Source organism: Streptomyces sp. NPDC101165, assembly GCF_044768135.1.
Taxonomy (GTDB): domain Bacteria; phylum Actinomycetota; class Actinomycetes; order Streptomycetales; family Streptomycetaceae; genus Streptomyces.
Genome location: NZ_JBIWPG010000003.1, coordinates 96,834 through 110,839 on the forward strand (window position 1 = coordinate 96,834; position 14,006 = coordinate 110,839).

The following is a 14,006-nucleotide window of genomic DNA, read 5'->3' on the forward strand; positions in this document are numbered from 1 at the left end:
ATGAGCCGTGGCGGACGTGCACGTGGCCGCCGCTCCGGGCGTCCACCGTCCGGTGGACTGCTGCCCTGGGCGCTGAGCCTGCCCGCCCGACTGCATCTGCGCTGGCTGGTGATCCTCGTCGTGACCGCGGCGGTGATGGGCGCCTACGCACGAGTGCTGGTCACCGCCGCGCCGATGCCGCCGAGCAAGGCGCCGGCCGCACCGGCGGCCGGGGGAGACGGCACCGGCTCCGACGCTCTGAGGGGCTCAACCCGGAAGTAGCAGCCTGCGTACGACGAGCGCGCTCCTCCGAGGGCGCAGCCTATGCCTGCGTCGCCGAAACCGACTGCTGCGAGTTGAATGGCATCGAGTTGGGGGGAAGCACGCTCCGCAGTGCTCCCGCCAGGTTCCTCTGCGCAGGTGGGTGGCGATATGGGGAGGCCGTCGGGCGAAGCCTGAGCACAGGGACGCGCGTACCGCACCTCCCTCACGTGTGACACCGCGGGCGGGCGAACGGCAGCCTCGGTCCGCGACAAACGATGACCAGTCGTGGCGACCATGGGACGTTGCAGCGGAGCCATGGGAAGCGAGCGCCGGCCGGAAGGGCATCGATGCGGGAGCAGACGGAGGAGGGTGTCGTCTGCCGCTCGCGTGGCGCGGATGTGGCAGCGCTCGCTCGTGAGGCGGCAGGCGAGATCGTCGCCCTGGATGTGCGGCCCGAGGAGTACGCGGTCGGCCACATCCCGGGCGCTATCTTCATCCCGGTCGAGGAGCTCGCCGACCGCATCGCCGAGTTGCCGGAGGAGGTGGAGGTGGTGGCGTACAGCCAGGAAAAGTCTCTTGATCGAACTTGACCAGGGAGGCTACCGGGTCGCGGGGCGTGCAGAGAGTGGCTCCGAGGATTCGTGCGGCGGCGGGGTGCCGTTCCGGCAGACGACCCAGCCGCTGCCCCCCGGGCAGCACTCCTGCGCTCTACACCGACGGACTGGTCGAAAGCCCGGCACCGACATCAAGGCCCAGATCGACGTCCTCGCTCACGCTCTCGGCGTCGCGCTGAAAGGCGCTCCCGTTGATCCGGAGAGTCTTGATCAATCGGCGTACCGGCAGATCAGAACCCTGATTCCCGGCATGGCCGCGCATGACGACGACGTGACGCTGCTCCTGGTCGGGCTGCCCAGGTCCGACGAGAAGGGCTCCTGCGTCTGAGCGCAACGACACGCGAATGGGGCCGTCATGATCGGAACGGGCGGTATCCCCGGGCGGGGCGGCAATTCACGGAGCGCCAACAATTGAGTTCGGGGACCTTGAATTCCCCCGGCGGCCCCGCAGCACCTTGCGGGCTGGAGCGGCTGACCGTCCCGTGACGGCCTGCCCGGTGAGCGCCTGGGCGGTCTGCCGGATCTGCCCGCGCCGGCACTGGCTCAGGTCAGCATGGTTCCGAAGGAGGTAGGGGTTCCGCGCTCGCCGAGGGAAGGGTGATCCGCCGGCGACTTGCGGCGTGAGTTCGAGAACGATGTGGTGAGAAGGGCGCGGTAGGTGTGAGCGGAGAGCCTTGGAGAGATCTGATTGCCCGTCGGGAAACTCGGCATCGGGTCAGCGTCAGTCCGGCCAAGGCTGACTGCGACTGGCGAAACTTGCACTTCGAGGTGGCGTGGAGCGGGTGGCGCCAAGGAGGATTGCTCGTGCGGTCTGAGTGATCAGGGCGGGGTGTGTTTCACCTCGCCCGGCTGTCTGTGTGCCGGGCTGAAAGGCCCCAGCTCAGCGCACTCGACCCCGCGCCTTCAGCGGCACCGGCGGCAACTCCGGCGCAGGCAACGGCTCCCCGTCGTACCCCTTCACCTCGCCGAACCTCGACCCGCTCATCCAGTCCGTGCGGGCCTGCTCGATCTCCTCCTGAGTGCGCGCGACGAAGTTCCACCACATGATCAGCTCCTCGGCGAACGGTTCGCCGCCCAGCAGCATGATCCCGGCGTCCGACTCGGCGCGCAGCGGAAGTTCGGTGCGGCCGCAGCCGAGGTAGAGCAGCGAGCCGGGCAGTACCGGCACGCCGTCCACGTGCACCTCGCCGGACATGGCCAGCACGCCGTACTCGAAGTCCGGTACGAGGGGCAGACGGAGGTCGGCGCCCCGGCTGAGGGCGAGGTCGGCGCCGACGATCGGGGTGAACGTCGTACCGGGGGAGGACGATCCGTCGAGGTCGCCGAGGATCACGGTCGCGGTCAGGCCGGGCGAGGTGACCGTGGGCAGTTCGGAGTGGTACTCGAACCTGGGGTCGGTGTGGCGGTGCTCGTCCGGGAGCGCGACCCACAGCTGGGCGCCGTGCAGGAAGCGGGCGTGCGACTTGGGGCTCTCCTCGGAGTGGCTGATGGCCCGGCCCGAGGTCATCAGGCCCAGCTGCTTGGGCCGGATCGTCTGGAGGCTGCCGGTGGAGTCCCGGTGCAGCACCTCGCCCTCGTGCAGCCAGCTGACCGTCTGCAACCCGAGGTGCGGATGCGGCGGGACCTGCATGCCGGGCTCGTCGGCGATGTCGTCGGGGCCGTAGTGGTCGACGAAGGCCCACGCGCCGATCATGCGCCGGCCGAGGTTCGGCAGCAGTCGGCGGACCTCGGTCGACTCCCCGAGTTTCACCACGCGGGGGCTCAGCAGCTCGCGGACGGGTTCGGCGACGACGAATCCGCGGCCGCCGCACACGCTCGGTACGGGAGCGCGGTCAAGGTTGCTCATGCCGCCCAACTTAGCGTCAGGTCGTCTTCGTTGCCGAGCGTGTGGACGGGTGAGGCGCGAGGGGTGCACGGGGCCGGAGAAATCCGGACCCACTTGGGTAAGTCAATCAACTGACTTGCAGTCAGGACTCGCCCGCACCGGGGCGTAGTTCACCGGACTACGGCGTCGGGGAGGCCGGGGTCGGCACGGCCGTGGACGGGCGGACGGGGCTGGGGACCGGGGAGGGGGTGCCGATCGTCGGCCGGGGGGAGCGGGCCGGCTCGGTCGGGTGGGTCGGGCGGCCACGGACCGTGAAGAACACCAGGGCGGCCACCGCGGCCAGGGCCAGCAGACCCACCGCGGCCCGGCGCACGAGCACCCGGCGGGGGCGGACCGCCCCGGTCGGCGGGCGCAGCGGCCGCAGGTCGGCCGGGCCGACGGAGTGTGCCCGGGCGGCGAGGGCGGCCCGCAGCCGCTCCTCGACCGGCGTCGGCGCGGTCCCGGTGCCGGACTCGTTCATCGCAGACCCTCCAGACGTCGGCCGAGGGCATCCAGCGCCCTGCTGGCGGTGGACTTGACGGCGCCGCGCGACAGACCGAGCGTCGCCGCGATCTCGGCCTCTGACAGGTGCGACCAGTAGCGCAGGACCAGTACCTCACGCTGACGCGGGGTCAGTGTCCGCAGGGCCGCCAGCACCTCACGGTGGTCCTCGTGGAGCAGGACGTCCTCCTCCGGTGCGGGGGCGTGCTGCTCCGGTTCGGGGGTGTGCGCCCGTACGGTCCTGCGCCGCCGCAGCACCGAGCGGGCCGCGTTGACGACACTGGTCCGCAGGTACGCCTCCGGGTCGTCCAGCGAGCCGAGCCGGTGACCGTGGCGGCGGAACAGTGCCGTGAAGGCGTCCTGTACGACGTCCTCGGCCGTCGGCAGGTCGTCCACCAGCAGCACCGCCAGGCGCACCAGGGACAGCCGGCGGTGGTGGTACAACTCCTCGATGCCGGGACGGCGTTCGGGGACGACCGCGCCCCGGGCCGCGGTGCCGTCACCGGCGTCGCGGGGTGCGGGGGCCGCGGTCGCACCGGCGCGTACGCGCGTGAGGACGCGGGCCCGCAGCGCATGCCTGAACCTGCGCCAGGCCGGTGCGGACTCCGGAGTACCGGCCCGGTCCCAGGGCAGGGCCGCCGCCGGTGGTGTCGCTGTCGTCATGGATCTCCCGACCGGGTGTGCGGGGAGCCGCACCGGGCGCCTCCCCGCACACCGGCATGCCTCAGTGGTGCTGCGGAACCGGCGAGGGCGTCGCGTACCCGGTCACGGGGACCGGGCTCGGCGACGCAGACCCGTGGCCGTGGCCGTGGGTGGGGCGCGGTACCGGCACCGGGGCCGGAGCTGCCGTGGACGGGACCGGTGAGGGAGTGGCCGGCACGGGCTGCGGCGTCCCCGGGTGCGTGGGGGACGGCACCGGAGTGGGAGTGCCTGTGTGGGGGACGGACGGCACCGGAGTCGGAGTGCCTGTGTGGGGGGCCGACGGCACCGGCGTCGGCGTCGCCGTACGGACCGGGGACGGCACGGGCGACGGCGTGGCATGGGCGCTGCTCTGGACCGCCTGGGCAGTCACGGTGCCGCCTACGGCCAGGGCCGCGCCCACGGCGGAGACCCCCAGGACGGTACGCAGCCTGCGGATGCGGCGAGGGCGGGGGACACGGTGTGCGGACATGTGTTCCTTCGGTTGCTCGGGTCGCTCGGACATCGGTCGAAGTGGAGGCCTCCACCCCGACAGACGTCCGGCCCCGCGCGAGGTTGCAGGCGACGGCCGACCAATTTTCCGCACATGTGGTCGGCCGCCGCTCAGCAGCGCGGCGGCATCGGCCCAGCCGCAGCAGCCGGCTGCTTCAGCTCAGCTTCTTCAGCAGCTCCTCGGCGACCGGTGCGGAGGAGGCCGGGTTCTGACCGGTGACCAGGTTGCGGTCGACGACCAGGTGGGGCGCCCACGGCTCGGCCACCTGGACCTCGACACCCGCCTCGGTCAGCCGGTCCTGGAGCAGCCACCTGGCCCGGTCGGCGAGCCCGCCCTGCGTCTCCTCCTCATTGGTGAAGGCAGCCACCCGGTAGCCGGCGAAGGCGTTCGAGCCGTCCGCCCGCACCGCCGCGAGCAGCGCGGCCGGACCGTGGCAGACCACCGCCAGCGGCTTGCCCGAGTCGAGGGTCGCGGTCAGCAGGCGGCCCGAGTCGGCGTCCACGGCCAGATCCTCCATGGGCCCGTGCCCGCCGGGGTAGAACACGGCGGCGAAGTCGTCGAGGTCGACTTCCGCCAGCTTCACCGGTTCCCGCAGCTCGGTCATCTCCTCCAGGGCGCGCGCCGTCCTGTCGGCCCCCTCCTGACCGCCGTTGAACTCGGGCGCGAGGCTCGCCCGGTCGACCGCGGGCACCACACCGCCCGGCGTGGCGACGACGACCTCGTGGCCTGCGGCCTTGAGGGCGCGGTACGGGACCACGGCCTCCTCGGCCCAGAAGCCGGTCGGGTGCCGGGTGCCGTCGGCGAGCGTCCAGTGGGTGGCGCCGGTCAGTACGAAAAGGATCTTCGACATGGGTCTTCTGCTCCCTGAACATTGCGCTTGTGGAACGTGCGCTCGTGTCGCAAACGTAGGCGACACCACTCATAGGCAACCAATGAAGCGGCGAATGGCAGACATAGGATCCCCTATGGGTCGCGCGGAGCGCGGTCCGGTGAATACTCGGCCCCGTGGACATCCCTGCTCTCGACCTGAACCTGCTGCGCACCTTCCTCGCGGTCTACCGCTCCGGCTCCTTCACCGGCGCCGCCCGCCTGCTGGGCCTGTCGCAGCCGACGGTGACGACGCAGATGCGCACGCTGGAACGGCAGACCGGCCGGGAACTGTTCGAACGGCTGCCGCGCGGGGTGGCGCCGACGCAGGTGGCCGAGGAACTGGCCGCCCGGATCGCCGCTCCCCTGGACGAGCTGGCCGCCGTCGCCGGTCCCGAGCCGCGCGAGGGGGTGCGTCCGGAGCCCGTTCACCTCGCCGGGCCCGCCGAGTTCCTCTGCACGACCGTCCTGCCCGCCCTGGCCCCGCTCGTCGCCGAGGGCGTACGGCTGCGGGTGGCCACCGGCCTGACCGATCCGCTGCTGGACGAGCTGCGCGCGGGCCGCCACGACCTGGTGATCGCCACCGCCCGCCCGCGCGGCCGCACGCTCCACGCCGTGCCGCTGGCCGACGAGGAGTTCGTCCTGGTCGCCGCGCCCGTCTGGGCCGAGCGGCTGAGGGACCGGCTGCCCGTCGAAGGGCCGGCCGCCCTGCACTCCGTACCCCTGATCACCTACGCCGAGGACCTGCCGATCGCCCGCCGTTACTGGCGGCACGTCTTCGGCCGGCGTCTGTCCTGCTCCGCCGCCGTGACCGTGCCCGATCTGCGCGGGGTGCTGGCGGTGGTGGTCGCGGGCGCGGGGTTCAGCGTGCTGCCCCGCTATCTGTGCGCGGACGGGCTGGCGTCGGGCGCGCTCCTGGAACTGCTGGAGCCGGAGGACCCGCCGATCAACACGGGCTTCCTCGTCCAGCGCCCAGGTGCCTCGGACAACCCCGACGTGGTCCGCGTCCGCGAACTGCTGCTGCGGTCGGGGCGGACCTGGTAGCTCACTCGCCGGGACCGGACAGCCACTCCGGTGCCGGCACCGACCAGATCTCCTCGTCGTGCCGCATTCCCCGGTACAGGTAACTCTCCCTGAGGACAGCGTCCTTGTGCATGCGGAGTCGCCGTGCGACCGCGATGCTGGGCGCGTTCTCCGGCGACACCCACCACTCGACGCGGCGGATGCCCCGCTCCCGGGTCGCCCAGTCGACCAGCACCCGGGCCGCCCGGGTCACCAGACCCCGGCCCACCGCCGCCGGCTCCAACCGGCGGCCCGCCTCGGCGGTGCCCCGCGGCACGTCCATCCGGCGCAGGATCACCGCCCCGACGAGCGTGCCGCCGTACCGGATCCCGCAGAGACCCCCGGCGTCGGCCGCCTCCTTCTCGGCGTACGCCTACAGGAACGCCCGGCTGGACGCCACATCCGTGACCACGTCCGGCAGCCCGTTGAACCGCCCGACGAACTCCCGCCCCCGGTCCACGTGCGCAAGGAACTCCCCGGCCTGCCAAGGCCCGAGAGGACTCAACTCGGCACCGTCGTCACCGAGAGGGATCGCGTACATGGTCACCTTCGAGCGAGAGGCTGGGACATCTGCCACGCCAGCCTGCGGCCGGCTCCCTCCCCGATCTCCACGAGGACCTCGTCCAACTCCAGAAACCACTCCCAGCCCTCCCGCCCGTCGACTCCGGCCAGCCGGCCCACGATCAGGTCCTCCAGCTCCGGTACGCGTTTGTCCTTCCACACCTTGTCGGCGAGGTTCACGAGGAGGTCCTCCATGCCGATCCCGGCCGCGGTCCAGGAGGCGTGCGTGCCGGCGAACCGGGCCAGTCCGGGCTCCACACCGTGCTTCACCAGCAGTCCCCGCCCGGCCTCCTCGTGCCGTGCGCCCGGGCCGGACAACTCGGCCACGTGCACGGCCTTGCCGATGTCGTGCGTCGCGGCGCCGAAGAGCACGGCCTCCGCGTCGAACTCCAGCCCGGGACAGTGCCGTTGCATCCAGTCCACGAGCTGTGCCGCCACGTCGTGCACCGCCCGAAGGTGGGCCACCAGACGCGGTGGGGCGTCAACTCGCGCCAATAGAGCGGCGGCCCGCTCGGGAAGCGGCCGCAGCGGTGGGTCGACGGTGTCGTCCATCGCGATCGACGCTGTGCTCTTGGCTGTCACCGTGTCAGAGTAGGCGCCGTCGGGCGTGACGGTCTGTGTACGGAGGGCGGTCGTGGGCGCGGTGCACACAGGGTTTCTGCTCGGAACGGGGCTCTTCTGGAGTGTCGCGTACGTGCTGTTGATCCGCACGGGGCTGCGGGAGCGCACGTTCGGGATGCCTGTCGTCGCGTTCGCGACGAACATCAGCTGGGAGTTCATGTTCGCGTTCGTGCGGCCGCCGTCCGGGGTCATGCACGTGATCAACATCGTCTGGTTCTGCTTCGACCTCGCCATCGGCTACACCGTCGTACGCTTCGGGCGGTCCGAATTCCCCTACCTGCCCGCCCGGTTGTTCCTGCCCGCGCTGGCCGTCCTGCTCGCTCTCGCCTACCCGGGCATGAACTACGCGTCCGAGCAGTTCGACGAGGGTGTCGGTGCGATCACCGCGTTCGGCAGCAACCTGGCCATGTCCGGGATGTTCCTGGCGATGCTGGCCGCCCGCCGCGGCACGCGCGGCCAGTCGGTGGGAATCGCCGTGACCAAGCTGCTGGGCACCGCCTGCGCCTCGCTGTCGATGCTCACCGACCCGGACGGGGACCCGCGCTACGACAACGCCCTGATGTACTACCTCTACCTCGGCTGCCTCGTCCTCGATCTCGCCTATGTCTGTGCGGTGTTCACCGTAGGACGCGTCGAGCGGACCGGTGATGGGGCCGGGGTGCCGGCGCCGAGTGCCGTCCGGCGCTGACGCGCATCGGGAGAGACGGTGAGGAGCGGGAGTGCTTACCGAAGGGTGACAACGTTGTCTCCCGTGGTGCGCCGTCGTCCGCCCGAATGGCGGCTCCCAGTTGACGGGCAGACGATGGTGCCGTGGGGTGCGGCCGCCGCCGGAACGCCGGTGCCGCCGGGAGACGGCGACCCGCCCCGGCCGTGGCGAGCGGCCGGAAGGGAGGACACCGTCATGTTGGAAGTGAAGACGGTAGACAAGCCGGACGAGCGGCGTGACTTTCCCCGGGGCCATCTCGAAGCCGTCCACCTGACCGGGCTCGACTTCGCCGTGGGCACGTTCGAACCGGGCTGGCGCTGGTCCGAGTCCGTGGCGCCGATCGCGGGCACCGAAAGCTGCCAGTTCCCGCACAGCGCCTATGTCGTTCAGGGTCGGCTGCACATCCGCATGGACGACGGCGGTGAGGGTGAGGTGGGCCCCGGCGACGTCTTCATGTGCCCGCCTGGGCACGACGCGTGGGTCGTGGGAGACGAGCAGGTCGTGGTGTACGACTTCGCGGGACCCACGGCGCAGAACTACGCGAAGGCTTCGGGGACCTGACGCGTCCCGCAGGTGCCCCGCGGTGCGCCCGTCACCGCGGGGCACCCGTGTGCCGAGTGCACCCGTGCGTCCAGGCCGCCCCGGTCAGACCGTGACGACGACCTTCCCGCGCGCGTGCTCCTCCTCCAGGTACCGGATGGCCTCGGGCGCCTCGCCCAGCGGGTACGTCCGGTCGATCACCGGGGCGAGCTTCCCGGAGTCGGCCAGCTCGCGCAGCTCCGCCAGCACCGCCTTGCTCGGTGTCGGGCCGATGAGCGGACGCAGCCGCTGACGGACGAACGGGGAGAGCACGAGCCCCTGGAGGATGAGGACGGGAGCCCCGAGGACCTGCCCCGGACTGCCCCCGCTGCCGAGGACGAGCGTCCCGGTGGGCGCGAGGGCACGCCGGAGGCCGGCGATCCCGTGGCCGGCCGCAAGATCGAGGACGACGTCGTACCGCCGCCCGCCGCGTGTGAAGTCCTCCCGCGTGTAGTCGACGACGTGGTCCGCACCCAGCGAGCGGACCAGCTCGGCGTTGCGCGTGCTGCACACGCCGGTCACCTCCGCGCCGAACGCCTTGGCGATCTGCACGGCGAATGTGCCGACCCCGCCGGAGGCCCCGTTGATCAGCACATGCTGGCCCGACCGCAGCCCCGCCACGTCACGCAGACCACGCAGGGCGGTGTTCCCCGCCAGCGGCAGGGTCGCCGCCTGCTCGAAGGTCAGGGTCGCGGGTTTGCGCTCCACCCAGGCGTCCGGGACGCACACGTACTCCGCGAACGTGCCGTCGACCTCGCCGAACACCTCGTCGCCCGGCCGGAGGTCCCGCACGTTCCGGCCGACGGCCGCCACCTCGCCCGCGAAGTCCCGGCCCCGGATCCGGGCCCGGGGCGCGCGCGGTCCGAGCGCCAGCCGGGCCACGTACGGGTCACCGCGCATGAGGTGCCAGTCGTACGCGTTCAACCCGGCGGCCCGCACCCGCACCAGCACCTCGTCGTCACCGGGCACCGGCGTGTCCACGTCCCGCAGTTCCAGTACGTCCGGTGAGCCGTACCGGTCCTGGACCACTGCCTTCATGATCTCCCCCCTCGCTCTGTACCCGCAGGTTAGAGCGAGGTGCGCCGGCCGGGCATCGGGGAAGCGCCGTAGTCCCGGGGAAGGACCGGCGCGGGTGCGTGTAGGGGGCCGGTGTCTCAGCGGGCGTGGGGGACGGCCCCCTCCTCGGCGTACGCGACGGCGTCCGCGTGCCCGAACAGGCCGGGCAGGCCGCCGGTGTGCACGAACACGGTCTTCTCGCCCGGCCGTACGTCGCCGTCCCGCACGGCGGCGGCCAGCCCGGCCAGGGCCCGGCCGGTGTAGGTCGGGTCGAGGATGATCCCCTCGGTGCGGGCGGCGAGCCGGAGCGCCTCCGCCGCCGGACCGGTCAGCGCCGCGTACCCGCTGCCCACCTGGTCCCGGCGCACCCGCAGCCGGTCCGCCACGACCTTCTCCGCGGTGAGCGGGGCCGCGAACTCCTCGACGGCGGCGGCCGGGTCGGCCAGCGCGCCCACGTCGACACCGAGCACCGACTCCGTGCCGAGGGCGGCGACCAGCCCCGCCATCGTGCCGCCCGAGCCGAGCGCGACCACCGCCGTCCGCAGGTCGGGCACCTGCCCGCGCAGCTCCTCGCCGCACCGCACATAGCCGCGTGCGCCCAGCGTGCTGGACCCGCCGAACGGGATCGGCGCGGGACGGGCACCGCCGGCCCGCAGCTCCGCGCACACCTCGGCCGCCGCGGCGTCCAGTCCGGCCCGGTCCACGTCGCCCGCCCAGGCGAGCCGGGCCCCCAACAGGCCGTCCAGGGCTAGGTTCCCGGACCGGGACCGCCCCGGTGAGCCGCGCAGTACGAGGACGGCGTCCAGGCCCAGCCGGGCGGCCGCGGCGGCCGTCAGCCGGGCGTGGTTGCTCTGCGCGGCGCCCGTGGTCACGAGGGTGTCCGCGCCCTCGGCCAGCGCCGCGCCCGCGAGCCACTCCAGCTTGCGGATCTTGTTCCCGCCACCGCCCAGGCCGGTCAGGTCGTCCCGCTTGACCCACAGGTCGTCCGGACCGAGCCCGAGTGCGGCGGCGAGCCGGGGCGCCGGTTCGACGGGAGTCGGGAAGGTGCCGAGCTGCACGGGCTGGTGGCTCATGTCGTACGTCCTCGTCTGCCGGGCGGATGGCGGATGGCGCTTGGGGGGTCAGCCGATGGCGAGCGGCTGCCGAGCCCATGGCGGCCGGTGACGTCCAGTCGATCATGTCCGGCCGTCCCGCGTCACACCGGCAGCAGCCGCCCGATCAGCGCGCCGAGCTGCCGGGCCGTGCGGCACTCGTGCATCTCCACCAGCTCGGCGTAGGCGGGCGCCGCCGAGTCGCCGGTGCCCCACTGGGCGCGCGGCTCGGGGTTCAGCCAGTAGACGCGCCGGGCGCTCCGGGCGAGTTCGCGGACGGCGGGCAGGTTCGGGTCGCTCATGTTGGTGCGGGCGTCGCCGAGGACGAAGACGGTGGTGCGCGGGCCGACCGCGGCGCCGTACCGCTCGGTGAACTCGCCCAGGGCGACGCCGTAGTCGCTGCTGCCGTGCCAGCCGGTGAGCGTGGCCTCCGCGCGGATCCGGGCGCCGAGCCCTTCCGGGTCGGCGCGGCCGTGGTCGAGCAGGCCGGTCACCTCGTCGAGGCGGTTGACGAAGGCGTACACCCGGACCTTGCTGAACTGGTCGTGCAGCGCCTGCACCAGCAGCATCGTGAAGTCCGAGAACCCGGACACCGAGCCCGACACATCGCACAGCAGCACCAGTTCGGGCCTGGCCGGACGGCGGCGGCGCAGCACCGGTCGCATCGGCACGCCGCCCGTGGACAGCGAGGAGCGCAGGGTGCGGCGCAGGTCGATCGTGCCGCGTGCGGCACGGCGGCGGCGCGCGGCCAGCCGGGTCGCGAGCTTGCGTGCCAGCGGCTGAACCGTCCTGCGCAGCTCGGCCAGTTGGTCCCGGCCGGCGTACAGGAAGTCCACGCGGTCGGCGGTCGGGGCGACGGCCCGCCGGGCGATCTCGTCCCGCCCGCGCCGCTCGGCGACCCGGCGCCGCGCCTCCACCGCGACGAGCTGCCGGAACGCCTCGATACGGCGCCGGATCTCGTCGTCCAGCAGCCGGTCCGCGAACCCCGCGCCCCCGTCCCGGCCCCTGATGTCGGCCCGCACCCGGGCCAGCAGGGTCTGCGGGCGGAGCCGGTCGAGGGTCTGGTACGCCGACCAGCCGTCCGACCCCGGCGCGTTCCCGTACCCGCCCATGCCGTCCACCGCCTCGGCCGCCAGCCGGGCCATCAGCGACTGGTCGTCGGCGGCCAGGGCCTCCGCGAGCCGGTCACGCAGCTCGTCCCGGTCCGCCTGTTCCGTGCCCGGACCGCCGACGCCGCGCGGGAAGTACAGGTCGAAGACCGGATCGAACACCTTCCGCTGTCCCGGCCCGTGCAGCAGGGTCGCGGCCAGCCCCTCCCGCAGCAGGTTCCGGTCGGCGAACCCGAGGGCCTCCACGGCGAGGGCCGCGTCGACGGTCTCCCCGGTGCCGATCCGGACGCCGTGCGCGCGCAGCGCACCGACCAGACCGGTGATCCGCTCCTCGACACCGCTCACAGCGCGTCCAGGTCCAGCTTGGCCGCGGCCTTCTGCACGTCGTCCTGGTGCTTGAGGATCACGCCCAGGGTGTCGCGTACGACGGTCTCGTCCAGGGCGTCGGCGCCCAGGGCCAGCAGGGTGCGCGCCCAGTCGATGGTCTCGGCGATCGACGGCACCTTGCGCAGGTCCATCGCGCGCAGCGCCCCGACCACCCGCACCACCGACTCGGCCAGTGCCGCGTCGAGCCCGGGCACCTTCAGCCGTACGATCCGCCGCTCCAGCTCCTCCTCGGGGAACCCGATGTGCAGGAACAGACAGCGGCGGCGCAGTGCCTCGGACAGCTCGCGCCCCGCGTTGGAGGTGAGCACGACGAAGGGGCGGCGGGTCGCGGTGATCGTGCCCATCTCGGGGACCGTGACCTGGAAGTCGCTGAGCACCTCCAGCAGCAGGCCCTCCATCTCCACGTCGGCCTTGTCGGTCTCGTCGATCAGCAGCACGGTCGGCTCGTCGCCACGGATCGCGGTCAGCAGCGGGCGGGGGAGGAGGAACTCCTCGCTGAAGATGTCGGTGCGGGTCTCGTCCCAGCTCTCGTCGCGGCCCGCGCTGATGCGCAGCAGCTGCTTGGCGTGGTTCCACTCGTACAGCGCCCGGGACTCGTCCACGCCCTCGTAGCACTGCAGCCGTATCAGCCGGGCCTCCGTGACCTGGGCGACGGCCTTGGCCAGCTCGGTCTTGCCGACGCCTGCAGGGCCCTCCACCAGCAGCGGCTTGCCCAGCTTGGCGGCGAGGAAGACGGTCGTGGCGACGGCGGGCGAGGCGAGATACCCGGTCTCGGCGAGGCGGGCGGAGACGTCGTCGACGGATGAGAACAACGGGGCCTCCGGCTGGGTCGGTATCTGTGTCCGGTTCTACGTCAGCTCACTATCTAAGCGCTTGTTCACCTTCCTTGTCACGGAATTCCTCGGGCATCCGGCGATGTGTATACCGATCGGTTTCCGATCATCCCGGACACGGTAACCTCGCCGTATGGCCACCACGGACAAGGCGTCCCCCCGAGACCGGCTGCTCGACGCGGCCGACCAGCTCTTCTACCGCGACGGCGTCTCCATCGGCGTCGAGGCGCTGTGCCGTACGGCGGGCGTCTCGAAGCGGTCGATGTACCAGCTCTTCGAGAGCAAGGACGAGATGCTGGCCGCGAGCCTGGAGCGACGTCTGCCCCGGTACCAGGCCCAGCTGACGCCCGCCGACCCGGTGGCCGGGACACCGCGCGGGCGCATCCTGCACGTCTTCGAACAAGTGGCGAAGGCCTCCACCGCCCCCGACTACCGCGGCTGCCCCTATCTGGCCGTACTGGTCGAGCTGAAGGACCCGGAGCACCCGGCGAGCCAGGTCGCCCGCGTGGCCAAGGAACGCCTCGCGGAGACCTTCCGCACGCAGGCGGAGGAAGGCGGCGCCCGTGACCCCGGGCTGCTCGCCCGCCAGCTGATGCTGATCTTCGACGGCGCCAGCGCCCGCGCCGGAGCCCGGGTGGAACGCCTGGACGACGGACTCGCCACCGCGACGGTGACCGCGCTCATGGACGCGGCCGGAATGCGGTAGCGCGCACCGGACGA

16 protein-coding genes and 1 pseudogene are annotated in these 14,006 nt (G+C 72.6%); 7 read left to right on the plus strand and 10 right to left on the minus strand.

The window, feature by feature from the left end; all coding sequences use genetic code 11:
• The 3 genes from ACIRVH_RS07055 (at window position 1) to ACIRVH_RS07065 (ending at window position 1,185) form a co-directional block, all read left to right on the plus strand.
• Window positions 1-261, plus strand: coding sequence for a hypothetical protein (locus ACIRVH_RS07055; RefSeq protein WP_403948977.1), 261 nt, complete (start codon window positions 1-3; stop codon window positions 259-261).
• A gap of 329 nt (window positions 262-590) precedes the next feature.
• On the plus strand, window positions 591-833 hold the full coding sequence (locus tag ACIRVH_RS07060; RefSeq protein ID WP_403948979.1) for a rhodanese-like domain-containing protein: 243 nt from the start codon (window positions 591-593) through the stop codon (window positions 831-833).
• Complete coding sequence (locus ACIRVH_RS07065) at window positions 820-1,185, plus strand: hypothetical protein (protein WP_403948982.1); 366 nt, start codon at window positions 820-822, stop codon at window positions 1,183-1,185. Before ACIRVH_RS07060 ends, ACIRVH_RS07065 begins: the two co-directional genes overlap by 14 nt.
• A 552-nt stretch (window positions 1,186-1,737) precedes the next feature.
• On the opposite strand, the gene ACIRVH_RS07070 is transcribed toward ACIRVH_RS07065, so the two are convergent.
• From ACIRVH_RS07070 to ACIRVH_RS07085, 4 genes are all read right to left on the minus strand, one after another.
• Window positions 1,738-2,703 carry a pirin family protein gene (locus tag ACIRVH_RS07070; RefSeq protein WP_403948984.1) on the minus strand — a complete coding sequence of 322 codons (966 nt, stop codon included), beginning with the start codon at window positions 2,701-2,703 and terminating at the stop codon, window positions 1,738-1,740.
• A gap of 157 nt (window positions 2,704-2,860) precedes the next feature.
• Entirely contained in the window at window positions 2,861-3,202 is a 342-nt protein-coding gene (locus ACIRVH_RS07075; RefSeq protein ID WP_403948986.1) for a hypothetical protein, read from the minus strand.
• Window positions 3,199-3,885, minus strand: a complete 687-nt coding sequence (locus ACIRVH_RS07080; RefSeq protein WP_403948988.1) for an RNA polymerase sigma factor — start codon at window positions 3,883-3,885, stop codon at window positions 3,199-3,201. Before ACIRVH_RS07080 ends, ACIRVH_RS07075 begins: the two co-directional genes overlap by 4 nt.
• A gap of 683 nt (window positions 3,886-4,568) precedes the next feature.
• Window positions 4,569-5,264: a type 1 glutamine amidotransferase domain-containing protein gene (locus tag ACIRVH_RS07085; protein WP_403948990.1), complete on the minus strand. Its 696-nt coding sequence runs from the start codon at window positions 5,262-5,264 to the stop codon at window positions 4,569-4,571.
• A 155-nt stretch (window positions 5,265-5,419) separates the two neighbouring features.
• On the opposite strand from ACIRVH_RS07085, the gene ACIRVH_RS07090 reads away from it, so the two are divergent.
• Window positions 5,420-6,325: a LysR family transcriptional regulator gene (locus ACIRVH_RS07090; protein WP_403948992.1), complete on the plus strand. Its 906-nt coding sequence runs from the start codon at window positions 5,420-5,422 to the stop codon at window positions 6,323-6,325.
• Between the two features lies 1 nt (window position 6,326).
• On the opposite strand, the pseudogene ACIRVH_RS07095 reads toward ACIRVH_RS07090, so the two are convergent.
• Both ACIRVH_RS07095 and ACIRVH_RS07100 read right to left on the minus strand, forming a co-directional pair.
• Window positions 6,327-6,884: pseudogene (locus ACIRVH_RS07095) on the minus strand (GNAT family N-acetyltransferase).
• Between the two features lie 2 nt (window positions 6,885-6,886).
• Window positions 6,887-7,486, minus strand: coding sequence for an HD domain-containing protein (locus ACIRVH_RS07100; RefSeq protein ID WP_403948994.1), 600 nt, complete (start codon window positions 7,484-7,486; stop codon window positions 6,887-6,889).
• A gap of 52 nt (window positions 7,487-7,538) precedes the next feature.
• On the opposite strand from ACIRVH_RS07100, the gene ACIRVH_RS07105 reads away from it, so the two are divergent.
• Both ACIRVH_RS07105 and ACIRVH_RS07110 read left to right on the plus strand, forming a co-directional pair.
• Entirely contained in the window at window positions 7,539-8,213 is a 675-nt protein-coding gene (locus ACIRVH_RS07105) for a hypothetical protein (RefSeq protein WP_403948997.1), read from the plus strand.
• A 213-nt stretch (window positions 8,214-8,426) separates the two neighbouring features.
• Window positions 8,427-8,792: a cupin domain-containing protein gene (locus ACIRVH_RS07110; protein ID WP_403948999.1), complete on the plus strand. Its 366-nt coding sequence runs from the start codon at window positions 8,427-8,429 to the stop codon at window positions 8,790-8,792.
• Between the two features lie 84 nt (window positions 8,793-8,876).
• Here the strand turns inward: ACIRVH_RS07110 and ACIRVH_RS07115 are convergent, their stop codons facing one another.
• The 4 genes from ACIRVH_RS07115 to ACIRVH_RS07130 form a co-directional block, all read right to left on the minus strand.
• Window positions 8,877-9,848, minus strand: coding sequence for an NAD(P)-dependent alcohol dehydrogenase (locus ACIRVH_RS07115; RefSeq protein WP_403949001.1), 972 nt, complete (start codon window positions 9,846-9,848; stop codon window positions 8,877-8,879).
• 116 nt (window positions 9,849-9,964) lie between these two features.
• A complete protein-coding gene (locus ACIRVH_RS07120) occupies window positions 9,965-10,939 on the minus strand; it encodes a pyridoxal-phosphate dependent enzyme (protein WP_403949004.1) in 975 nt (324 codons plus the stop codon).
• Between the two features lie 122 nt (window positions 10,940-11,061).
• Entirely contained in the window at window positions 11,062-12,411 is a 1,350-nt protein-coding gene (locus tag ACIRVH_RS07125) for a VWA domain-containing protein (protein ID WP_403949006.1), read from the minus strand.
• The gene (locus tag ACIRVH_RS07130) at window positions 12,408-13,265 is read right to left on the minus strand and encodes an AAA family ATPase (RefSeq protein WP_403949009.1); all 858 of its coding nucleotides are present in this window, start codon (window positions 13,263-13,265) and stop codon (window positions 12,408-12,410) included. The genes ACIRVH_RS07125 and ACIRVH_RS07130 overlap by 4 nt, the downstream gene beginning before the upstream one ends.
• Before the next feature lie 154 nt (window positions 13,266-13,419).
• Here ACIRVH_RS07130 and ACIRVH_RS07135 point away from each other — a divergent pair, with 154 nt between their 5' ends.
• A complete protein-coding gene (locus ACIRVH_RS07135) occupies window positions 13,420-13,992 on the plus strand; it encodes a TetR/AcrR family transcriptional regulator (RefSeq protein WP_403949012.1) in 573 nt (190 codons plus the stop codon).
• The last annotated feature ends 14 nt before the right edge of the window (window positions 13,993-14,006 follow it).